The sequence below is a fragment of the Mitsuaria sp. GD03876 genome, from assembly GCF_029840635.1.
Classification (GTDB): Bacteria; Pseudomonadota; Gammaproteobacteria; order Burkholderiales; family Burkholderiaceae_C; genus Roseateles.
The window spans coordinates 1-22517 of the sequence record NZ_JAOCCU010000019.1 but is presented as its reverse complement, the minus strand read 5'-3'; the positions used below and the strand labels follow the sequence as shown (position 1 = coordinate 22517).

At 71.9% G+C, this 22517-nt stretch carries 16 protein-coding genes and 3 pseudogenes; 7 read left to right on the top strand and 12 right to left on the bottom strand.

The features are described from left to right. Window positions 1-132 precede the first annotated feature (132 nt). From N5D62_RS28280 to N5D62_RS13805, 4 genes and pseudogenes are all read left to right on the top strand, one after another. Window positions 133-357: pseudogene (locus N5D62_RS28280) on the top strand (carbohydrate-binding protein); the annotation flags it as partial. Between the two features lie 141 nt (window positions 358-498). Further along, a pseudogene (locus tag N5D62_RS28275) lies at window positions 499-621 on the top strand (carbohydrate-binding protein); the annotation flags it as partial. 15 nt (window positions 622-636) lie between these two features. After that, window positions 637-1719: a chitinase gene (locus tag N5D62_RS13810; RefSeq protein ID WP_347881813.1), complete on the top strand. Its 1083-nt coding sequence runs from the start codon at window positions 637-639 to the stop codon at window positions 1717-1719. 147 nt (window positions 1720-1866) lie between these two features. After that, window positions 1867-2871: an alpha/beta hydrolase-fold protein gene (locus N5D62_RS13805; RefSeq protein WP_279758404.1), complete on the top strand. Its 1005-nt coding sequence runs from the start codon at window positions 1867-1869 to the stop codon at window positions 2869-2871. A gap of 21 nt (window positions 2872-2892) precedes the next feature. Here N5D62_RS13805 and N5D62_RS13800 read toward each other — a convergent pair whose 3' ends face one another. Further along, a complete protein-coding gene (locus tag N5D62_RS13800; protein WP_279758403.1) occupies window positions 2893-4074 on the bottom strand; it encodes a monodechloroaminopyrrolnitrin synthase PrnB family protein in 1182 nt (393 codons plus the stop codon). 170 nt (window positions 4075-4244) lie between these two features. Between N5D62_RS13800 and N5D62_RS13795 the strand changes: the two genes are divergently transcribed. Then, entirely contained in the window at window positions 4245-4733 is a 489-nt protein-coding gene (locus N5D62_RS13795; protein ID WP_279758402.1) for an Lrp/AsnC family transcriptional regulator, read from the top strand. On the opposite strand, the gene N5D62_RS13790 is transcribed toward N5D62_RS13795, so the two are convergent. Beyond that, the gene (locus tag N5D62_RS13790; RefSeq protein WP_279758401.1) at window positions 4734-5840 is read right to left on the bottom strand and encodes an FAD-dependent monooxygenase; all 1107 of its coding nucleotides are present in this window, start codon (window positions 5838-5840) and stop codon (window positions 4734-4736) included. A gap of 105 nt (window positions 5841-5945) precedes the next feature. On the opposite strand from N5D62_RS13790, the gene N5D62_RS13785 reads away from it, so the two are divergent. Next, window positions 5946-6398 carry a MarR family transcriptional regulator gene (locus N5D62_RS13785; protein WP_279758400.1) on the top strand — a complete coding sequence of 151 codons (453 nt, stop codon included), beginning with the start codon at window positions 5946-5948 and terminating at the stop codon, window positions 6396-6398. Window positions 6399-6409: 11 nt separating this feature from the next. Here the strand turns inward: N5D62_RS13785 and N5D62_RS13780 are convergent, their stop codons facing one another. Both N5D62_RS13780 and N5D62_RS13775 read right to left on the bottom strand, forming a co-directional pair. After that, a complete protein-coding gene (locus N5D62_RS13780; protein WP_279758399.1) occupies window positions 6410-7510 on the bottom strand; it encodes a beta-1,3-glucanase family protein in 1101 nt (366 codons plus the stop codon). Window positions 7511-7609: 99 nt separating this feature from the next. Next, complete coding sequence (locus N5D62_RS13775; RefSeq protein ID WP_279758459.1) at window positions 7610-8458, bottom strand: AraC family transcriptional regulator; 849 nt, start codon at window positions 8456-8458, stop codon at window positions 7610-7612. Here N5D62_RS13775 and N5D62_RS13770 point away from each other — a divergent pair. Then, window positions 8403-8588: pseudogene (locus N5D62_RS13770) on the top strand (carboxymuconolactone decarboxylase); the annotation flags it as partial. The gene N5D62_RS13775 and the pseudogene N5D62_RS13770 overlap by 56 nt on opposite strands. A gap of 27 nt (window positions 8589-8615) precedes the next feature. Here N5D62_RS13770 and N5D62_RS13765 read toward each other — a convergent pair. From N5D62_RS13765 to N5D62_RS13730, 8 genes are all read right to left on the bottom strand, one after another. Next, the gene (locus N5D62_RS13765; protein ID WP_279758398.1) at window positions 8616-10100 is read right to left on the bottom strand and encodes a hypothetical protein; all 1485 of its coding nucleotides are present in this window, start codon (window positions 10098-10100) and stop codon (window positions 8616-8618) included. Next, window positions 10097-13777, bottom strand: coding sequence for a BadF/BadG/BcrA/BcrD ATPase family protein (locus N5D62_RS13760; RefSeq protein WP_279758397.1), 3681 nt, complete (start codon window positions 13775-13777; stop codon window positions 10097-10099). The genes N5D62_RS13765 and N5D62_RS13760 overlap by 4 nt, the downstream gene beginning before the upstream one ends. Further along, on the bottom strand, window positions 13774-14091 hold the full coding sequence (locus tag N5D62_RS13755) for a hypothetical protein (protein WP_279758396.1): 318 nt from the start codon (window positions 14089-14091) through the stop codon (window positions 13774-13776). Before N5D62_RS13755 ends, N5D62_RS13760 begins: the two co-directional genes overlap by 4 nt. 28 nt (window positions 14092-14119) lie before the next feature. Further along, window positions 14120-15250 carry a prolipoprotein diacylglyceryl transferase family protein gene (locus N5D62_RS13750; protein WP_279758395.1) on the bottom strand — a complete coding sequence of 377 codons (1131 nt, stop codon included), beginning with the start codon at window positions 15248-15250 and terminating at the stop codon, window positions 14120-14122. Between the two features lie 31 nt (window positions 15251-15281). After that, window positions 15282-15821: a hypothetical protein gene (locus N5D62_RS13745; protein WP_279758394.1), complete on the bottom strand. Its 540-nt coding sequence runs from the start codon at window positions 15819-15821 to the stop codon at window positions 15282-15284. Next, window positions 15818-18019, bottom strand: coding sequence for a DUF4157 domain-containing protein (locus N5D62_RS13740; RefSeq protein WP_279758393.1), 2202 nt, complete (start codon window positions 18017-18019; stop codon window positions 15818-15820). Before N5D62_RS13740 ends, N5D62_RS13745 begins: the two co-directional genes overlap by 4 nt. Window positions 18020-18027: 8 nt before the next feature. Then, window positions 18028-20646, bottom strand: coding sequence for a DUF4157 domain-containing protein (locus N5D62_RS13735; RefSeq protein ID WP_279758392.1), 2619 nt, complete (start codon window positions 20644-20646; stop codon window positions 18028-18030). Between the two features lies 1 nt (window position 20647). After that, a partial coding sequence (locus N5D62_RS13730) for a DUF4157 domain-containing protein (protein ID WP_279758391.1) occupies window positions 20648-22517 on the bottom strand: 1870 nt, incomplete at its 5' end.

Below are 22517 nucleotides of genomic sequence, written 5' to 3'. Positions count from 1 at the left end.
AACGGACTCTTTCGAATACCAGTTGAGATCCACCGACGACGCGACCCGCCGGCCGGCCCGAATTCCGGGCCTCCGGCGGCGTGGGTGCGGGCTCGGGATGCCGCATCGGCCCTCGACCTTGGAACCCTCGCCATGACCTCTTCCGTCCGACGCCCCGCCGCCTCCCGCGCCCCGCTGCGCCTGATCGTCGCCCTCGGCGCCGCCGCGCTCACGCTGCAGGCGGTCGCGCAGACCGCCGCGGCCTGGAAACCCGACACCTACTACGCCGCCGGCACCGTCGTCAGCTACAACGGCCAGCTCTACCGGGCCACCGTCAACCAGACCGACTACGCCAGCACGGGCTGGAACCCGACCAACGCGTCGCTGTGGACGCTGGTCGGTCCCGCCAACGGCCCGGCGCCTTCGCCCGCGCCGTCCCCCGCCCCCACGCCGAGCCCGGCCCCCAGTCCCGCGCCAGCGCCCACGCCGGCTCCGTCCCCAGCCCCCGCTCCGCAGGGCGCGTGGAACGCGGCGACCGCCTACTCGGGCGGCGCCATCGTCAGCTATCAAGGCGTGATCTACCGCGCCAACTGGTGGACGCAAGGCGACAACCCCGCGACGCGCAACGGCCCGGTCGGCACAGGCCAGCCATGGACGATCTACGGCGGCACGACGCCGCCCGCCCCGTCGCCGGCACCGACTCCCGCGCCTTCGCCCGCTCCGACGCCAGCGCCCGGTCCCGCGCCCACCCCGGCACCGTCGCCGGGCCCGGCCCCCGCGCCCGGCAAGCACCAGCTGATCGGCTACTGGCACAACTTCACCAACCCGGCCGGCGCGACCTTCCCGATCGGCGAGATCTCCGCCGACTACGACGTGATCGTCGTCGCCTTCGCGGACGACGCCGGCAACGGCAGCATCGCGTTCAACCTCGACGCGGGCGCCGGCGGCGAGGCCCGCTTCATCGCCGACGTCGCGGCCGCGCGCGCCAAGGGCAAGAAGGTCGTGCTGTCCTTCGGCGGCCAGAACGGCACCGTGACGCTGAACAACGCGGCGCAGGTGACCAACTTCGTTGACAGCGTCGAGGCCATCATGCGGCGCTACGGCTTCGACGGCATCGACATCGACCTGGAGAGCGGCGCCGGCGTCACCTCCGGCGCGCCGGTGCAGGCCAACCTGGTCAGCGCGGTGAAGCAGCTCAAGGCGCGCATCGGCAGCGGCTTCTACCTGTCGATGGCGCCGGAGCACCCATACGTCCAGGGCGGCTACGTCGCCTACAGCGGCATCTGGGGCGCCTACCTGCCCATCATCGACGGCCTGCGCGACGAGCTGAACGTGCTGCACGTCCAGTACTACAACAACGGCGCCGTCTACACGCCGTACGCGACACAGGGCCTGGCCGAGGGCAGCGCCGACATGCTCGTCGCGACGAGCCGCATGCTGATCGAGGGCTTCACGACCAACAACGGCACCGGGCCCTTCGTGTTCCGCGGGCTGCGGCCGGACCAGGTCGCCTTCGGGTTGCCGTCGGGCCCGTCCTCGGCCAACAGCGGCCAGGCGAGCCTGGCCACCATCACCGCGGCGCTCAACTGCCTGACCCGGCTGACGCAGTGCGGCGCGATCAAGCCGCCGCAGGCCTATCCGACGCTGCGCGGTGTGATGACCTGGTCGATCAACTGGGACCGCCACGACGGGCTGGGCTTCTCGCGCGGCGTCCGGTCGTCGCTCGACGCCCTGCCCTGAGCGCGGGGCCCGCGAAGCCGGCGGGTCGGGATTCCCGGGTTGGAAATCCCGGGGCCGGGGCCAGGGTGTTCCCGGGCCCGGCCGTTTCGGCGGAGGCGCTCCGGGCGAAGATCAGCGCCCTCGCCACACCGCCCGCATTGGATCGACATGCACAGAGACCCCCACACGCCGTCCGGCACGGTGCACCGCCTGACCCTCGACAGCGAGGTGCTCGCCGGCAACCTCGTCGGCGCCCCGACCCGCCGCCTCGTCGACGTCTACGTCCCGCACGGCCATGACGGCCGCGGCCTGCCCCTCCTGGTGGACATCGTCGGCTTCACCGCCGGCGGCCCGATCCACACCAACTGGAAGAACTTCTCGGAGAACGTGCCCGAGCGGCTCGACCGGCTGATCGCCGCCGGCGAGATGCCGCCCGCCGTGGTCGCCTTCCCGGACTGCTTCACCCGGCTGGGCGGCAACCAGTACGTGAACTCGGCCGCCATGGGCCGCTGGGACGACTTCCTGCGCGCCGAGGTCGTGCCCTTCGTCGAGGAGCGCTTCGCCTGCGGCGGCGCCGGCCGGCGCGGCCTGTTCGGCAAGTCCAGCGGCGGCTACGGCGCGATGGTCCATGCGCTGCTGCATCCGGACTTCTGGGCCGGCGCGGCGGTGCACTCCGGGGACGTGGGCTTCGAGCTGATCTATCGCCACGAGTTCGTGCCGGTGCTGCGCGCCCTGGCCAAGGAACCGGACATCGGCCGCTGGGTGGACGCGTTCTGGAACGCGAAGAAACCCAAGGACAGCGACGTCCACATCCTCATGATGCTGGCCCAGGCGGCCAGCTTCGATCCCGATCCGACTGCGCCCTACGGCGTGCGGCTGCCGGTGACCCTCGACACCTGCGAGCTGATCCCGGAGCGCTGGGCCAACTGGCTGGCCTGGGACCCGTTGACGCTGGTCGAGTCGCACGGCCCGGGCCTCGCGGCGCTCAAGGCGCTCTACATCGACTGCGGCGATGTCGACCAGTACAGCCTGGTCTACGGCGCCCGGCGCTTGCACCAGCGGCTGAGCGCGATGGGCGTGGCCCACGTCTACGAGGAGTTCCCCGACGACCACACGGCCGTCGACTACCGGATGGACATCAGCCTGCCGCTGCTGGCGAAGGCGCTGTCCTGATCCCTGGCGCGGCGGCGGGCCTCACGAGGCCAGCGCCGCCGCCTTCAGCCGCGCGATGTCGGCGAAGCGGGACTCGATGCCCGGCCGGTCCGCCGCCAGGCGCTTGTCCCGCAGCACTTCCAGGGCGCCGACGAGCACCTGCAGCGGCGGCCCGCTCGCGGTGATCTGCGCCAGATGCCGGCCGGACATCGCGGTGGACGGCTCCTCGATGAAGCGGCGCACGAAGAGGTCGTGATGCTGCGCGGCGATGCGCCCGTGGGCCGCGCACACGTCCAGGAACGCGGCCATGTTCCGGCGCAGGCCGTCGTGCAGCGGCCCGGCGGCCGTCGCCTCGATGAAGCCGTCCAGCAGGCTGCCCTGGCGGCAGGCGTCCTGGAGCAGTCCCTGGTCCTGCCTCGGCATGAACGGCAGCTTCTCCAGCAGCATGCTGGTGTAGGCCGCGTCCTTCACGCCGCACAGGCCCAGCATCAGGTCGACCTCGTTGATCGCCGCGAAGTCGCCGGCATTCGCGCCGCGGTACTCGGTCCGCCCGACCCGATAGGGTTTGAAGTACGGCCGGACGTTGTAGAAGAAGCGATCGACATCGAGCCGGCGATCGAGCTCGGCGTTCGCCGCGACCACGCGCTCCAACGCCGCCTGCGCATCCCGCAGCAACGCGAGCGTGACCGGATGCCCGACGCCCAGCGGCCCGATCCGGCGCAGCGTGTCCGCGGCCCGGATGTAGCCGAGGATGCTCAGGCAGTTGTATTCGATGAAGAGCAGCTCGTCGTCGAGCCGGGTGAAGCTCTTGTGCTCGACGCCGTGTGCGAGGTTGCTCAGGTTGATGTGCGCCGTGGCGAAACGCGGCGCCACGCCCAGCCCCACCGCCAGCCGCTGCGCGAGCGCACTGGCAACCGGGAACGGCGAGCGTTTCTCGCGGGCCGGATTCGTCAGCTCGTGCCGGCGCATCGCCGCCATGTAGAGCCCGACATTGCCGAGCAGGTCGTAGTTCCGCGCGTCGTCGGCATGCAGCCGTGGCTCCGCGGCCACCCGCGCGATGAGCGCGGCGCCCTCGTCGCGCAACTGCGCCTTGATGTCGTCGCCGACGCTTGCCACGTCCGCCCGGTCCGCCTGCTCGAAGTACAGCGTCTCGAGCCGGGTGTTGTGCGCCTTGAAGCGGTCGCGGATCCAGCGGTCGAAGTCGTCCACGCTCGGGATGCTCATCGGTGACGTCCTTCTTGCTCGCCGTGGAATCCGGCGGTTGTCCAGGCGACATTCTTCCGACACAGCAGCGCACTTGTTTTGCGTTTCGAGCCCCGGGCGACCCCGCGTTTGGCAAAACCATTGCGGTTTCGTTTGGCTATGCTGCCCCACCCAGTGGAAGGACCTGACCGATGAGCCGAGACACGGCGCTGACCGAGATCGAAGTGGTGATCCTGGAGCACCTGCAGCGCGATGCCCGCCTGTCCAGCGCGGACCTGGCCGAGCAGCTCCACCTGTCCAACACGCCGGTGTGGCGGCGCATCAAGAAGATGCAGGAGTCGGGCCTGATCCAGGGGTATCACGCGCACGTGGATGCCCGGCGGCTGGGCCTGGGCATCGAGGCCTTCCTGACGATCGGCGTCCACCAGCACGACGACACCAACATCCGCGAGTTCACCGAGGCGGTGGCGACGATCGACGAGATCGTCGCCTGCGACATGGTGTCGGGCCGGGGCGATTTCCTGCTGCGCGTGGTGGCCAAGGACATGGACGCCTACGCGGACTTCGTCAACCGCGTCGCGGCCAAGCTGCCCGGCGTGCGGGAGATCCAGTCCTCCTTCGTGCTGCGGACGATCAAGCCCTATTCGGGGCTGCCGATCCGCAAGGCGGCGCTCGAGTGATCACTCGCTGGGTTCGAGCGCGGACCGCATGTCGACCGCGCCCGACATCATCGCCATCGCACGCCGCGCGGCGGCGGCCGAGCGGGTGAACATCGCCTCCTCGTGAGCGCGCACGGCGGCGTGCCGGTCGGCGCCGCCGGCCAGCGCGCGCGCCAGCTCCACCGCATCGAGCAGCGCGAGGTTCGCGCCCTCCCCGGCCGGCGGCATCAGGTGCGCGGCATCGCCGATCAGCGTCAGGCCCGGGCGCGGGTCCCAGCGGTGGTCCACCGGCAACGCGTAGATCGGCCACGGGCGCACCGCGGCGCCCGCCGCCGCGAAGAGCTTGGGCACGATCGGGCCCCAGCCGGCGAAGCGCGCGGCGATCGCCTCGCGGCTGGTCGTCGATCCCTTGGCCCCGCGCTGGTCGACGTCCTCGCGCTGATGCACGCCCGCGTACACGCGCACGTTCCCGTTCGAATTGCGCTGGACGATGATCGCCTGGTCCTCGCCTTCGATCAGCGCGGTCCCCTGCCCGACGAATCGCGCGATCTCGGGATGCCGTTGGTCGACGTCGTCGATCGAGAGCTCGTACAGGGTCGAGCCGACATAGACCGGCACGGCGTCCGACAGCATCGGCCGCAGCCTCGACCAGGCGCCGTCCGCGCCGACGACGACATCGAAGGCCATCGGCTCACGGCCCGCGAACTGGAGTTCGAAGCCGCCGGATGCCCGGGGTTCGACACCCTGCAGTTGATGTCCCCAACGGATCGCTCGCTCCGGGATCGATCCGAGCAGGATCTCCCGCAGATGGCGTCGGTCGATCTCCGGCCGGTCCTCCGCGTCGTCCACCGGCTTCTCGTGGATCAGCGCGCCCTGGCGGTCGTACATCAGCGTGTGCTGCCCCTCGTAGCGCGCGAACCGGAGGAACTCGTCGAAGAGCCCCGCCTCCCGCAGCGCGTGCTGCCCGGTCCCGGCATGCAGGTCCAAGGTGCCGCCCTGGTCGCGCTGCGCCGCGGAGGTCTCGCGCTCGAAGACCGTGAAGTCCACGCCGTACTGGCGCAGCATCCGCCCCAGGAGCAGCCCGCCCGGCCCGGCTCCCACGATGGCGACTTGGATCCGTGACGACATGAAGGGCTCCGCCTGGGTTGAGATGGGCGCAATCTACTCGCCAATAGGCGCCTATGCAATAGGCGCCTATAAGATGAGGGCATTCATCGACCTGGGAGCGACCTGATGACCGAGCATGACCCGCGGCGGATGCCGTCGTTCGTGATCAAGCAGCTGGCCAACGAGCTCATCCGCCGGGGCGAAGCCCGGTTGCGGCCGCTGGGCTTCGGCTTCTCCACCCTGCCGATCCTGGTGGCCGTGAAGAACGGGGAAGCGATGACGCAGGCCGATCTCGCCCGCGCGCTCAAGGTCGAGCAACCGTCGATGGCGCAGGCGCTCGCGAGGATGGAGCGCGACGGCCTCATCCAGCGGCGGCAAAACCCCAACCACCGGACGAACCAATTCGTCGAGCTCACGGCGCACGCGACCCGGCTGCTGCCCAAGGCGCGCGCGCTGCTGGCGCAGGACAACGCCCTGGCGATGGAGGGCTTCACGCCGGAGGAGGCCGAAGCCCTGATGCGGTTCCTGGAGCGCATGACCGAGAACCTGCGCAAGCCCGCGTCGGATCAGAGCGTGTAGCGCCGACCGCCTCACCCGCCGATGGTCAGCGTCAGCGACGTCGGCGGTTGGTCCGCGCCGGGCAGGTTCAGGTTGCTGCTCTGCTCGTTCACGTCGTCGTAGCCGAAGGCATAGGCCAGGTGATCCAGGCTCACCCGATGGAGGAAGGCGGCGTACTCGTTGCAGAGCGTCCCCGGCGGGTAATAGGCCGTCGAATCCAGCCACTTCGAGGTGTCCAGCGCCACGCCGCGGTTGAAGGCCGCGACCCACTGCGCCTCCAGCATCAGCTCCGTCGTGTCGCCCGAGGCCATCGTGTAGGCGCCGGCCAGCACGTCGTAGGTGGTGGGCTTGTCGATGGCGAACGCCCCCTGCCCGTTCTTCGTGAACCTGAACTGCCCATCGACGACCGTCCCGTCGAACTGCACGCCGTGCAGGTCGTAGTGGAACGGCGTCGACGCGTACTGGGCCCAGGCCGCGTCGATCGCCGGTTGCAGGTAGTCGCCGCCCGGGCTGCCGGGCGTGAACAGCTTGAACGGCGCCAGGATCTGCGTGCCCGTCACGAGCGAGGTGAAGGGCGCGCCGACGCTGGCCTGGTACTGGCTGACCGCGTCCTCCCGCGACAAGGTGATGCCGATGGTCTGGTCGAACGGGTCGACGTCGCGCGTGAGGGTCGCCGTGAAGGGCAGCCCGAACCCGTCGACGTAGGAGATGTCGCAATCGAACGGGGTCTCGCCGTAGGCCCAGGTGAACTCGAACAAGCCGTAGACGGTATCGATGTTCGGATCGGCCGGGTTCATCGGATCCGGCCCCGCGTACTGGCGGTCCTGGAAGACCGTGAGGTAGATCGGCGACCCGACGGAGATCAGGAACCGCCCGCCGATGATGGTGGCGGGCATCCGGAACCCGCCTGCCGCGCTGATCGGGAACGAGTACGCCGGGTAGTTGATGCCGTTCCTGGTCAGGTGCCCGGGCGCGTCGGCATCGGCGGGATCCATGGGCTGCAGCGCCCCCGCCGGCGTCAGGTAGCAATAGCCGCCGGCCGGATCGGCCGCGATGCCAAGGATGTAGATCTGGTCATCGGTCCATTGGCCTTGCGTGCCATTGACGAACGTGACCGGGAAAGTGCCGTCCATGTGGTGCTCCAGGTGGCGAGGTCGTTCCTCGGGCCTCCATTGGGGCATCGCGGCCTTGCCGGCGCTTGGTGGAATCGCTGGCGGATGCGGGCGAATCGCTCACGACGCGTCGTCGACGCCCGCCTCCGCCAACCAGCTCCGCGGCGGCAGGCCTGTCCGCGCGGCGAAGGTCCGCGAGAACGCCGAGGCGTTCGCGTAACCCAGCTCCTGCGCGATCGTCTTGATCGGCTGGCCCTCCTTCAAGCGGCCCTGCGCGACCAGCATCCGCCACCCCGTCAGGTAGTCCGCCGGCGTCTGGCCCACGATGTCCCGGAACGCGTTGGCGAACGCCGTGCGCGACATGCCGGCCCGCTCCGCCATCGATTGCAGCGACCACGGCTCGCCCGGCGACTCGTGGATCGCCACCAGCGCCCGCGCCAGCCGCGGATCCGACAGGCCGGTGATCAAACCCGGCTCGACGCCCGCCTCCGTCGGGTGATCCAGCAACCACCGCAGCAGCTTCAGCAGCACCACCTCGAACAGCCGGTCCGCCACCAGCCGCTGACCGCAACGCACGCGCTCGGTCTCGCCGAACAGCAGCTCCAGCGCCGCGTCGAGCCCCTGTATCCGCGCCAGCGGCAACGCGATCAACGGCGGCAGCGCGCGCGCCAGCGGATGCGCGCGGCCGCCCTCGAAGGCCAGGCGCGCGCAGGTGAAGTCCGAACCCTCCACCGGGTGGTTGCGGAAGTGGTGCGTCAGCGGGCACGGGTACAGCAGCAGCGCCGGCTCGTCGAAGCGCAAGGTCTTCGGCACGCCCTTGGCGACCGGATGGAAGACCTCCAACTCGCCGCGCCGCAGCACATGCAGGTAGCCATGGCCCTCGCCCGCGTCGAAGTGGCTGACCCCGCACAGCGCGCTGAAGATCGTCGAGCAGCGCGCCCAGCTGGAGGCCGGCGATGTCGACGCGATGCGCCAGGCCGGCTTCGGCGACGAGCAGATCGTCGAGGTGATGGCGCACGTCGCGCTGAACCTGTTCACGAACTACGTGAACGTCGCCTTCGACGTGCCGGTCGATTTCCCGAAGGTCGCGCTGACGTGAGCGCGGCGCCAGGCCGGCGCGGCATCCTCAGGCGCCGGCCGCCCGCTCGGCGGCCGCCAGCCGCTTGGCCTTGAACAGGTCGCGCAGCACCCGGCTGTGGGCATTGGCCGCGCCGTCGCCGGTGGTCTCGATGCTGCAGAAGATCGCCTGCGGGTACTTCTCCGTCACCAGCGCCTGCACGCCGTCGGACACGCCGGACGACGGCATGCAGCCGAAGGGCTTGACGCTCACCACCATGTGGGCCTTGCGCTCGGTGACGCTCTGGATCAGCTTGCCGACCTCCATGTGCCCCTCGCCGCCGCGCAGGTGGTTGTCGTAGAACGGGTGCGACAGGGTCGCGATCTCGTCGAGGTTGCACAGCCGGCGCGCCGGCAGGCCCAGCACCGCGGCGTACAGCGCGTAGCAGCCGCGCAGGCCGGCCTCCGCCGCGCGCGCCGCCGCCAGCCGCCGCCAGGGCGACCGGCCGGCCAGCCCGTGGCGACCGCCGTCGTCCCGCGCGAGCGTCATCCGCCGCCGCGTGTCCCAGCGCATCTGCCAGAGGTTGTAGAGCAGCCAGGCGGTGACCGGCTGCACCAGCACCTCGGCGCCCTCGGACTCGAGGAAGGCCTGCAGCCGGTAGTTGCCGTCGCCTTCGGTGGTCATCGCCCAGAACTCGCCGATCACCGACACCTTGGGCTTGACCCGCGCGCGGTCCAGCTCGACCGCGCCCAGCATCCGGCGGCATCGCCACAGCGCCGCCAGGACGCTGCCGCGCGCCGCCAGCGCGTCGTGCAGCACCGCCTTGCAGCGGGCCAGCGCCGCCTCCGTCGCGCCCGGCTCGCGCTCATAGGGCCGCAGCCGGTAGCCCATCGCGTTGAGCACGTCGCCGGCCACCACCGCGCGCAGCAGCGCGAAGAAGAAGCGCCGGTCCAGCACCAGCCCGTCGCCATCGCCGCACGCTTGCCGCAGCCCGCCCTGCTGCTGGAACAGCAGCACGCGGAAGCCCTCGAAGCCGGCATCGCGCAGCGCCTTGCGGTACTCGGTCGCGTAGGTCCCGAAGCGGCACGGCCCGCAGGCTCCGGCGGTGACGAAGACATGGCGCTCGACGATCTCGCGCGGGGTCAGGCCTTGCTCGTCGCGCAGCCGCTGCAGGTAATGGACCAGGTTGCCGACGGTGAAGTAGGTGGGATTGCACTGGCCGCGATTGCCGAACTCGCGTCCGACGCGCAAGGCCTCGTTGTCTGGCGTGCCGAGCACCTCGACCCGATAACCGATGCCTCGCAGCGCGCCCTGGATCAGCAGGTCCTGCGCCTGCGTCAGCCCGCCGCACAGCAGCGTCGTGCCGGCGCGCTCGTCGCGCGTGAAGGGCCGCGGCGCCGGATCCCGCCACTGCGCCACCGGCCCGTCGGTCAGTCCGAGCCGCGCCCGTTCCTCGCGCTCGAAGGCCTCCAGCTCGCGTTCGATCTCGGCGGCCCGCGCCAGTTCGTCGCGCAGCCAGATCACCGGGCGGTCGCCCTCGTCCATCGATCTCATGAGGCCCTCCGGTAGATGGTGATCGGATGCGACTTCACGGCGGTGTCGCAGGCCCGCCCGGTGGTCGGCTCCAGCGGCGCGAATCGAGGCACCGTCTCCTCGCCCAACCAGGCCGCGTAATCCCGCTCCGAAGCTGGATCCTGCGCCGCGAGGCCATCGAGGCCGCCCGTCCCCACGTGGTCGACCTCGCCGTCGCGTGCCCGGGCCCGCGCGCGCAGCTCGCGCCGCTTCGCCTCGATGCGCCGCGCCAATTCGTCCTTCGCCGCATGCAGGTCCTGCAACCGCTCGGCGTGGCGCTGCAGCGTGTGCCCGTAGGTGCGCACGCGGATCTTCAGCGAGCCCGACGGCTTGTTGGCATCCAGGTCGTGCAGCGCCGAATACGGCGTCGCGCTCGCCGCGACGATGTTGTCGATCATTCCGTAGGTCGGCGCGTCATGGCCGCACTTGAAGCTCGACAGGTCCAGCACCACCAGGTTGGGATGCCGGGCGGCGAACTTGGCGGCCCAGACCTTCTCGGCGCTGTTGGTCGAATAGGCCTCGGGCCAGACATCGGCCACGCCCAGCGGTTCGCCGCCCTCGCCGGCGAAGAAGCGCGCCAGCCACTGGGGGTCCTTCGGGATCGAGCGGATCGACAGCACCGGATAACCCAGCGCCTGGAACTCATCGAGCACGCCATGGTGCAGTCCCGGGTCCGCGTGATACGGCCGCGCCAGCAACAGGATGCCGACCCGCCCCTCGTCCTCGAGCTGCGCCAGCAGCTGCATGCCGCGGCGCTGCATCTCGCTGTCGAAGGCGCGCAGCGCCGCCCAGCCCTCGTCGACGGCGAAGTCGCTCTCGTCCCGCGTCACGCCCAGGCGCTCGCCCCAGGCCTCGAACATCTGCTGCTTCATGAAGTGGGGCTCGCACAGCGAGATCGCCGGGTCGACATAGACCACGCCCTCGCGCGCGAAGTGGTCGACCTCCTGCGTGAAGGCCGCGCGCATCACCTTGGGCACGCCGGCCACGATCGGGCAGGCCGTCGTGTCGGGCAGACCGCGCACGAAGCTCGGCACATGCGTCAGGCAGGGGAAGAACAGGAAGTCCAGCGGCCGCTCCCGGTGCTTCACCTTCAGCAGGTCGTGGATGTGCGCCTGCACCACCTTCGACGGGAAGCACGGATCGATCGACCCGTAGCGGCTGCCGGCCTCCCACAGCTCCTCGCTGGTGACGTCGGAGAACACGATCTGGCGCGCGGGCACGCCCAGCGTCTCGAAGTAGGTGCGCCACAGCGGCGCGGTCGAGTACATGTTCAGCACCCGCGGCATGCCGATGCGCAGGCCGGCCCGCCGCGCCGCGCCGTCCGAACGCTCGAAGCCCCGCGCCGCGCGGGCGCGCCAGGGCAGCAGCGCCGCCGTGCCCCATCCGCGCGAGCGCCGCCCCGGATCGACCGGCGAGCCCGCCTCGGGCAGCGGCCGCGGCGCGGCCCCCGCCTTGAAGGCCAGGCCGGCCTCGTAGTCGACCAGGTTGGGGAACTGCGCCTTCAGCGACTTGCGGTGCGACACCAGCGCCTTGAGCGCGTCCTTGGACTCGACGGTCCCGTGCTCGCACGAGAAACCGGCGATGTAGCGGCTGGAGCGGCCCTGCGGGGTCTGCGCGTCGATGAAGGTGCGCCGGCAGGCGTTGGCGCAGAAGTGGCAGACGGTGCCCTCGTCGTTGCGGGACGTCCAGGCCAGGCCGATCGCCGCGTCCACGCCGACGAAGCGGCTGTGGCCGCGCCGCGCGACGACGCGTCGCGCCTCCAGCGCCGCGCCGATGGCGCCGGCCTCGCCGCAGTGCGGATGCACGCGCACGACCGCGCCGGGCACGCGCTCGACGAGGTAGTCGTGCTGCGCCTTCACCGCGGCCAGGTTGTGCTGCGTCCCGCCCTGCAGCACGAACACGCGGCCCAGCTCCGCCAGCCGCGGCAGCTGCACCACGTACTGCCAGATGTTCTTCGGGAGCACCAGCGCGAGGCCGGCCATCAATTCCTCCTTGCCGTAGCCCTCCTTCTGGAAGGTGACGCGGTCGGTGTCGAGGAACACGGCGCAGCCGTAGTTGAAGCGCGGGCTCATCCGCGCGCGGAAGGCCAGCGCCGCGTAGTCGGGGAGCGCGATGCCGAACTGGCTCGCCATTGCCTGCAGCAGCATGCCGTTGCCGGCCGAGCACTGGTTGGACAGGCGGAAGTTGCGGATCTCGCCGCCGGCCATGAACAGCACCTTGATGTCCTGGCCGCCGACGTCGCAGACCACGTCGACATCGTCGAAGGCCTGCCGCGCCGACATCATGTGCGCCACCGTCTCGACGATGTTGGCGTCGACCTCGAGCGTCTCCTCCAGCAGGTCCGCCGCGTAGCCGGTCGCGCCGGCGCCCAGCACCTCCAGCACCGCGCCCTGCCCGTCCACGAAGCCGCGCACGCGGCGCAGGATCTCCTGCACGTCGGCCAGCGGATTGCCGCGCGAGAGCTGGTAGTCCTTGAACAGGACCTCGCCGCCCTCGTCGACCAGCACCGCCTTGGACGAGGTCGACCCGCCGTCGATGCCGAGGAACGCGCGCACCCGCTGGCCCGGCGAGAAGACCGCCGGCACGAACGGCGCCTGGCGGAAACGCTCGATGAAGGCGTCGCGCTCCTCGTCGCTGGCCACGAGCCCTGGCCCTTGCGCCGGCAGCACGCGCGCGCCGCGGCCGCGCGCGATCGAGGCGCGCAGCGCCCCGGCGCCGGCGTAGCGGCCGATGTCCGCCGCCTCCTGCATCCCGTACACCGCGGCGCCGTAGGCCGCGTACAGCGCGGCGTTCCCGGGCACGACGACGAGGTCCTCGATCGTGGCGCCCATCGGCAACGCGATCCCGCGAGAGGCCCACAGCTCGGCGATGCGCTGGCGCCAGCAGGCCTGCAGGAACGGCAGGTAGGTGTTGGGACCGCCCAGCAGCAGCACGCGCGGCTGCAGCGTGTGGCCGCGGGTCAGCACCGTGAGGTTCTGCGCCACGATCGCGTCGGCCAGCGAGCACATGACCTCGGCCGACGGGATACCCGCCTTGAGCAGGCCGACGATGTCGGTCTCGGCGAAGACGCCGCACTTGGCCGCGACCGGGTGCAGCTTGTCCGGCTCCCAGGCCAGCGCGCTCAGCGCCTCGGGCGCGAGCGCGGCCTTGAGCACGCACTTGTCGATCGTCGCGCCGGTGCCGGAGGCGCACTTGTCGTTCATCGACGCGATCACGCGCCGGTCCGCGTTCGAGGCGCCGGGCGGCGCCGGCTTGTAGATGATGATCTTGGCGTCCTGGCCGCCGAGCTCGATCACGCTGCCGACGTCGGGATGCAACGCCTCGACGGCGAGCGTGACCGCGTTGACCTCCTGCACGAACTTCGCGCCGAGCAGCGGCGCCAGCGGCGGGCCGCCGGAACCGGTGACGAAGGCGCGCGTCGTGTCGGCGTCCAGCTCGCCGAAGCGGGCCTCGATCGCGGCCAGCTGCGCGTCCAGCGCGTCGGCCTGCCGCGTCTCGTGGCGGCGGTAGTCGGACCAGAGGATCTCGCGGCTGGCCGCGTCGACGACCACCGTCTTGACGGTGGTGGAGCCGATGTCGATGCCCAGGACGCGCGCCCCCGGCCGTGCCTCGGATCGCACGTCGGGTCGCATCTCAGGTCGCACCTCGGGTCGCGTCATCGCCGTTCCTCGATCAGCACGACGGCCTCGTCCGGCGGCGGCAGGCCGCGCAGCCGCCGCCACGCGAGCTGCAGGCAACGCCGCCAGGGCCCGGCCGCCGGCGCCGGCACCAGGGCCAATGGTGCTTCCTGCGCCGCTGCGTCGGGCGCCGGCACCACCGGCAGGCTCTGCGACAGCCCCAGCATCCTCACCACCTCGCGATTGCCCACGCTGCGCTGCAGCCGCAGCACCGAACGGGCCCAGACGGCCTGGCCGCCGCGCGACGACACGGGCGGTGCCGCGAGACGGAGCGGTACGGGATTGAGGTCCGGCATGGCGTCTCCTCGAAAGCCGCAAAAGGGATCAGCGCGGGGTGTCCCGCACGATCAGGTGGTAGATGCCACGCGCGCCGCGCAGCGGGGCCCGCGCGCCGCGCGCGCCGACCAGGTTCGCGATCAATCCGGACAGGACGCGGGCCTCCCGGTCGTCCAGGGCCCGTCCCGCGTGCGAGAGCGCGTACAGCGTCGATGGGCGGCCGTCCACCGGCCCCAGTGCCTGGCATGAGACACCGAAGGCCTGCGAGGTGCGCCGCACCGCGATCGGTCCGTGCGGCGCCTGTGGCAGCGACCGCAGCAGCCGCGCGACCTCGTCCGCGTGACGCGGCGCCAGGATGCGATGCCGCGCGCGGCCGGTCAGCGCCAGCACGGCCAGGCCGATCGCCGTCGCCAGCCCCACGCCGAAGTGCCAGTCGGCGCGCGGCAGCCGGCCCAGCCATTCGCTGGCGAGCACCGCCGCCATCAACACGGCCGAGGTCCATTGCGCCTCCGAGAAGCGCCCCCAGTACGGCCGGGCGGCGTCGCCGCGCAGTTCCTCGAGCCAGATCCGCACCGCGCAGTAGCAGACGACGTGCAAGGCGAGCACGCTGCCCGCCGGGGCGCCGCGCCAGGCCAACGCGCTGCCCGCGACGACGATGGCGGCGACGAGCACCGACTCCAGCACCTGGACCGGGAACAGCCGCACGCCGACGTAGCAGGCGGGGAAGCCCTCGGCCGCGTGCGACTCGCTGTAGCGCACGCCCCAGTGGTGCGGCCGGCCGTGGCAGCAGCCGACCATCAGGCAGCCCTGCCGCCCGAAGACCAGGAAGGCGCCGAGCCACAGCGCGTTGAGGTCCAGCACGCGCAGCACCGGCGCGCCCAGCGCCTGCAGCAGCAACGCGCTGGTGGCCAGGATCGCGATCTCGTGGTGATAGAAGACCAGCGTCTCCTGGCCGGTGAGGACCTTGGTCGCCATCGCCAGCACGAAGGCGGTGGCCAGGCCGCTGGCCAGCAGGCACGGGACGATCCAGGGCGGCAGCCGCAAATGCCAGGTCAGCACCGACACCAGCGTCGTGGCCACCACCAGCCCGACGGCGCCGCAGACCTGGAAGCTCGACACGCGGCGGCCGAGGATCGTCAACCGTGGCGGGGGCCAGGATCCAGGGCGTGGGGTGGGCATGGCGCGACTCCTTCCTGCGTGGCGACGGACGTCAACTGCCGCCGAGGGTGAGCACCCGAGCCATCGACTGCACGCCTGACGACCGCACCGGCAACGCCTGGACGCCCTCGGTGTCCTGGCTCGCCACGATGCCGCCGTCCTCGAAGACGGCGTCGGCGTCCGACGCGGTCGTCAGGTCGATGCCGAGCCAATGCTCGATGAGCCGGTCCTCCAGGCGCAGCTCCCGCGCGGTCAGCAGCGGGATCGTCAGCGTGTCGCGTGGCCGCGCGCCGGTCAGCGTGACCGGCAGCCCGGCCACCCGCACCCGGACGCCGGGTGCCAGGCGCAGCAGCTGGAAGCTGCCCGGACCGAGGAAACGCGCGATCCGCACGCGGCCCGGGCCCGGCAGTTCCATCACCTCGACCGCCGAGGCGAACAGCGGTCCAAGCGCGCCCGGCGTCTCCAGGATCAGCGGCAGCACGAACCAGAGCGGCTGCGCGCCGGTGTTGGCCAGCGCCACGTCCAGCAGCGCATCGACGAACGGCGGGGGCCGCTGCTCGAAACCGCGAAAGACCAGGGTCGCGTCGCTCATGGCATGTCCTTCAGTTCCTGCACCTTCTCGGGGTCGAGGTTCTTGCGGGCGCCGGGGCTGTAGCCGCCCTTGCGCTCCGTGCCCCGGATCTTGTACGGCGGGGCGTCGAGGATCTCCTGGTAGGACTTCAAGGTCTCCGGGAAGACGCCGCTCTTGAGGTCGTACGCCGCCGGGAGCTTGCCGCCGTTGGCCTTGCGGATGCCGTCGAGCCGCGCTTCGTCCCACTGCGTCCGCGGCTGGTTGTAGTCGGCCATCATGTTCAGGTACATCTGCCGCTCGGTCACCTTCTTCTGGCCGAGACCCTCCCACAGCTGGTCGCCATTGGGCGCGCGGTCGCTGCGCAGCATCGCGTTCTCGCCCTGGTAGACGCCGGCCGGATGCTTCAGCAGGTACTGCGGATGGTTGTAGAAGTAGTGCCATTCGCCGACGACCGCCGGCCGGTTGCCCATCGTGCCGATGTCGGGATCGTTCTTGTGCCGCAGGACACCGTCGGACAGCGCGTTCGAGCCCTTCTGGCCGAGCTCCAGCAACAGCCCGCCGGGCGTGTCCTCCGATCCGAAGAGCTCGTCGAACTTGGCGTCCCCGATGCCGGCGCGCACCGCGTCGACCTCCGAGACGATCGCGGTGGCGTAGCACTCGGCGATCGTCAGGCCCTTCAGCCAGGCCTTCACGCCGGCCGAGGCGCTGCGTCCCTTCTTCAGCCGCCATTGGTAGGTGTCGATCCGCTCCCAGTAGTCGGGGTTGGCGTAGCCCTTGGCGTAGCCCTTCTCCCACTCGTCGGGGAAGGCGGACTCGTAGCCCTGCGCGTACCAGACGCCGGAGTCCTTCGTATGCGGCCCCTTGTTGGCGGCGATCATGCAGGACACCGCGTGCGCGCCGAGGGACTCCTCCGTGATCGGAATCTCCGGCCTGGCCTTGGGCACTGGGTCGTGGCGGCCGCAGCGCTGCAGCCGAAGTCCGGACTTGAGCCGCGGCATGGCGCCTTGCGCGACCTTCGCAAGGCCTTTGCGGGCGCCCGTCGCGATCGAGACCACCGCGCCCACGGCGGCGGTGTCGGCGTCCTGCTCCAGCGCCTGGGCGCCTTCGCCGGGGGCGCGCGAGTGACGCTGCAGCGCCTCGCCCCGCCCTTGCTGCACCACGTGCGCCAGTTCATGCGCCAGCAGCGCCTGGCCGACGAGGCTGTCGGGCTGGTACTCGCCGGTGTTGAAGGCCACGTGCGGGCCGACGGTGAAGGCGCGGGCATTGAGCTGCTCCGCGGTCCGGCCCGCCCGGGCATCGGTGTGCAGCCGCACCTGGCCAAAGTCGACGCCGAAGGCCGACTCCATCCGCGAGCGCACCGCGCCCGGCATCGCGCGTCCGCCGCCCAGCTGCGTGCGGACCGACACCGGATCCGCCTCGCGGGCCCCGCCCGGCCGCGCCTTGAAGAACATGCCGCCGAAGGCGCCCAGCAGGCCACCGCCCATCGCGCCCCCCATGGCGCCACCGTCGGGCACGTCCTCGGGCACGCCGGTGACCTGGCCGGTCTTGGCGTAGGTCTGCGCGCTGCGCCTGGCCCGCGCCGCCACGGCCCGTATGTAGTCGCGCGCGTCCATCGCGCCGGCGGTCTCCGGCGCGTACCGCGTCAGGGAGCGCTCGATCTGGGCGGCGCCGCGGTCGGCGTAGTACCCCAGCCAATGGTCGATCCACGGGCACCCCTGCGAGTCGCGCCCGGTGCCCGCCAGCCCCTCGTCAACGGCGGCGCACAGGTCCACGCGCAGCGCGTCGAGGAACTCGCCCTTGCGCATCTGCCCCGGCTGGACGTCGACGCCGTCCTCCGCCAGCAAGGCGCCACGTCCGGACGACGCGGTCGGCGAGGACGGCTCCGCCCGCGACGGTGCTTCCGCCTGTCGGGGCGCCTCGGCCGGCGCGGGCACCTTGGCCGCCTCGACCGCGCCCACGGCGCCCTCCTGAGGCGCCCGCCGGATCGTCGTGCCCTCCCGAAGCGCCGCGTGCGCGGCCAGGGACCACGTCGTCCCCGCGCCGGCGGCGGCACCGCCGCCCGGCCCCTTCACCACCGCGCGCGCGACGCGGTCCGCCTCGGCCTCGAACGCGTCGGCGCGCGGGCCCATGGGCTCGGTGAACCGGCCTCGTCCACCCGCGCCGCGCGACGCGCGGCCGACGGTCGACGAGGTCCTGGAAGCGGTCGGTGTCCGTTTCATGCTGCCGCCTATCTGCGCCGCCCGCCGCTGCCGCGGTTGCGGATCGCGTCGCCGCGCTCGCCCAGCGCCTTCTCCAAGTTGGCGTTGGCGCCCGGCACCGTCGATCCCGTCGCCTCGCGCAGCGTCTTGTCCTTCGGGTCCCAGCCGACGGTGCGCTCGGCATCGGCCTTGGACGCCTCGACGGTGGCGTTGGTGACCCACAGGTCCTGGCCCTTGCGCGTCAGGTGCGCCAGCGCATGGCCGGCGTCGATGCGGTTCTCGACGATCGCCTCGTCGCTGGCGCGCACCGCCACGTGGAAGGCCTTCAGCGACGCGCCGGCCTGTTGCAGTAGATGCGCGCCCAGCATCGCGAAGCCGGTGCAGACCAGCGGCCGCAGGCCGAAGATCGACAGCGGCCGCGTGTACAGCTCAGCCACGCCGCTGACCTTCATGTCGTCGAACTTGTCGATGACGCGGTGATAGAAGTAGGCCCCGGCGTAGCTGTCGTAGGCGTCGATGACCTCGGCGTTGCCCTTGGTCTTGAGCGCCTTGAAGAAGTCCTCGGCATTGCCCAGCGTCGGCACCGGCGAGGCCGGCTTGACCTGCGCCGCCGCCATCTTGGCCCGCACCGCGAGCTGCTGCTCCAGCACCGACGCGTAGATGACGAAGACATCGAAGCCCATCGTCTCGCGGCCGTCGCCGAAGACCAGGTTGAAGTCCTGGCCCAGGTTGCCCTGCGTGCCGGCGAGGTAGGCCTTGATCTCGTCGTCGGTCGGCGCGGCGGCGCGGCCCGGCGCGTTCAGCGCCAGGAAGCTGCGCAGCACGAAGAGGATGCGGCCCACCGCCGCCGGCAGTTGAGACGACCGGGTCTTCAGGTCGCGGATCAGCTCCTTGACCGAGCGCACATGCTTGCGGATCGCGTCGTAGGCGTCGTCGATGGCGCTCGCGTCGTTCTGCAGCCCGTCGAGCGCCGCGGCGATGGCATCGGTGTGTTCCTTGATCGCGGCGACGTCCAGCGTCTGGCTCAAGGCCGTCACCCGCGTGTTGACCTCGTTGGACGCGTCGATCGCGCGGTTCAGCGACAGCCGCGTCTGGTTGGCGGCCAGGCGCTGGTCCTGGCTGTCGCCGCCGGTGGCGCCGCTGGTCGAGCGCGCCGCCTTCGTCTTGGCGACGACCTCGTCGAGCTGCGGCCCGATCTCGTCCAGCGCCTGGATGCCGAAGGTCGCGTTCGCCTTGGTCAGCAGGTCGATCGCCTCGGCCACCTTGGCGGCCTCGGCCGGCGCCAGGTCCTTCACGCCCTTGATGTCGGGCACGCCCTGCTGCTTCTGCTGCCCCGTGGCCCAGGCGCTGACGTCGCGCAGGCGCTCGCCGGCGCCGGACAGCGATTGCTGGCGCTCCTGCAGCGGGGTGAGCTTGACCTTCGCCGGGGCGCCCTGCGCGCCAGGCACCGCCGTCTTGGGCTTGCTCGCGCAGCGCTGCAGGCTCAGCCCCGAACGCAGGCGCGGCCGGGCCTCGCGATGCAGGCCGGACACCGAGCCGGCGTCCCACAGCGTCGCCGCCACGCCGGCGGCGGACGCATCGGCGTCGTGCTCGAGCGCCGTCGATGTCGCGCCGGAGGCCACGGGCCCGCGAGCGCCGCTGGGGGCGACACCTGCGGCACCTTCGCCGCCCTGCCCTTGCTGCACCACGTGCGCGAGCTCGTGCGCGATCAGCGCGTCGCCCGCCGGCGTGCCGGGCTGGAACTCGCCACCGCCGAAGGCGATGTGCGGGCCGATCGCGAAGGCGCGCGCGTTGAGCTGGTTGGACAAGCGCGCCGCCGTGCCGTCGGTGTGCAGCCGCACGGCGGAGAAGCTGGTGCCGAAAGCGCCTTCCATGCGCGCGCGGAGGCCGCCGCCGAGCGATTCGCCGCGGCCCAGTTGCTCGCGCACCGAGACCGGGTCGGCCGCGTGCGCGCCGCCGGAGCGCGGCTTGAAGAACATCGCGCCGAGGCCGGCGAGCAACCCGCCGCCGCCGGCTGCGCCGGGCATCTCGTCGGGCAGGCCGGTGACCTCGCCGGTGCGGGCCCAGTGCTGCGCGCTCTGGCTGACGCGCGCGGTGACCACGCGGATGTACTGCGCGGCGGTCGGGACACCGGCGGCCTCGGGGGCGTAGCGCAGGAGCGCGCGTTCGATGTCGACGGCGCTGCGGGTCTCGTAGTAACCGAGCCAGTGCTCGATCCACGGGCAGCCTTCCGAATCGCGCCCCGTGCCCGCCAGCGAGGCGTCGACCGCGGCGCAGATGCCGGCGCGCAAGGCGGCCATGAACTCGCCCTTGCGCATCTGTCCGGGGGCAGCGTTGGCGTCGTCGGCCACCAGCAGCGGCGAGGCGCTCGTCACGGCCGGCTCGCCGCCGGGCTTGGCGGCGCGCTGGATGAGGCTCACCCCTGCCCTCTCCCGCCCCGCGGGAGAGGGAGCAAGAGAGGCAGGATCGGTGGCGGCGGACCAGCCGGACTGGCCGGGCAGCGGCCATCGCCGGCCTTGCAGCACCGCGTCGGCGATGCGGTCGGCCTCGTGCTCGGCGGGGTCGTTGGCCGGTGCGACCGTCTCCTTGAGGGACGGCACGCGCGCGGTGGCCGACGCCGGTTGCGCGGCTGCCCGGGTCGCGTCCATGTCAGGGCGGGCCGAACACGGCCTTGACCTGTTCCGCGAAGAACTTCTTGTCGCGTTCCAGGAGCGAGGGCGACGCGTCGACGCGCGCCTTCAGGTGCGCCACCACGGCCTTGGCGACCTCCGGATGCAGCGCCTTCTTCAGCACGTTGAGCTGGCGCGGCACGTCCACGTCCGGATCGTCGGTGGGATTGGGCGGCGCGGTGCCGGTCTCGGGATGGGCGTAACGCCGCTCGCGCAGCTCCGCGAAGATCTCGGTCTCCGCGTACTCGTAGGTGTCGAAGAACTTCTGCCGCAGCACCGGATCGGTCTTCCACTTCTTGCGCTCGGCCTCGGGCATGCGCTCCAGCGCCGAGCTCATGATCTCGGTCGCGTAGGCCTTGCCGTACTCGAAGTGCCCGCCGAGCTCGTGCGCCACGTTGGGCCACACGTTCTTCGCGTCCTTCTCGGCCAGTTCCACCCATTGCATGCCGACCTCGAGCTCGTCGCCCAACTGCGCGCCGAAGTAGCCCTGCTCCAGCGCGTCCTTGGGGTCGAACTTCAGGCTCTTGCCCTTCATCACCGTCTCCAGCTCGGTGCCGGCGACGCTGGCCACGACCTTCTTCCAGGCGGCATCGGCGCGCTTCTTCCAGTCGTCCTGCACCTTGGGATCCAGCTTGGTCCAGGCATCGGCCGGCTTGGGCGGATCGGCGGCCTTGGTCTCGCTCTTGATGATGTCGTCGACGGTCACCGTCGGCGGCGTGACCGGCGGCGGCAGGCCCGACTTCTTCGCCGCCTCCTCGGCCTCCTTGCGCTTGCGGTCCTCGGTTTCCTTGCGCTGCTTCTCGAGGAAGTCGTACTGCAGGCCGCCCAGGCGGTTGATCTCCGCCTCGCGCGCCTTCTCGGACTCGGACTTGCAGCGCTGCAGCCGCAGCCCGCCGCGCGTGGCCGGGCCGCCATGGCGCACCGGCGGGCCGGCGCTGCCCTTGCCGTAGAGCGTCGACAGCGCGCCCAGCGCCGAGCGGTCGGCCTCTTCCTCCAGGCCGGGCGTTTCCCCCCTGTCGCGGCCCGCGTCCGGCGCCCGCGCGCCGTCCTGCTGCGCCACATGGGCCAGTTCATGAGCGATCAGCGCGTCGCCGCGCGGCGTGCCCGGCTGGAACTCGCCCGAGCCGAAGGCGACATCGCGGCCGATGGTGAAGGCCTTCGCGTTGAGGCGGTCCGCCGCCTGCGCGGCCGTCGCGTCCGTGTGCAGGCGCACATGGCCCAGGCCCATGCCGAGCGCGGATTCCATCCGTCCCCGCACCGGGCCCGGCATCGGCTCGCCGCTGCCCAGCCCCGCGCGCACCGACGCCGGATCCGCCCATCGCGCGCCGCCGGGGCGCGCCTTGAAGAACATGCCGCCGAAGACCGCCAGCGCGCCGCCGCCGGCCATCGGGCTGTCCGGCAGGTCGTCCGGGAGCCCGGTGACCTGGCCGGTCTCGCGGAAGGTCGTGGCGCTCGCCCGCACGCGCGTCACCACCGCGGCGATGTAGACCTGCACCGATGTCGCGCCCGCGGTCTCCGGCGCGTAACGGCGCAGCGCCGTCTCGACCTGCGCCGCGCTGCGGCCCTCGTAGTGGCCGAACCAGTGATCGATCCAGGGACAGCCCTGCGAATCCCGGCCGCTGCCCGCCAGCGCCGCGTCGACCGCCGAGCACACCTCCGCGCGCAGGCGGGCGAGGAACGCGTCCTTGGGCATCTGCTCCGGCGTCGCCGTCGCGGGATCGTCGGTCAGCAGCGCCGCCGACCGGTCGCCGCCGCGCGCCGTGTCCGAGGCCGGCGCCGGCGCCGGCGCCGGCGCCTGGACCGACGTCGCTCCCGGCGCCGCGGCCGCTTCCTCCTTCGGCGCGCGCCGG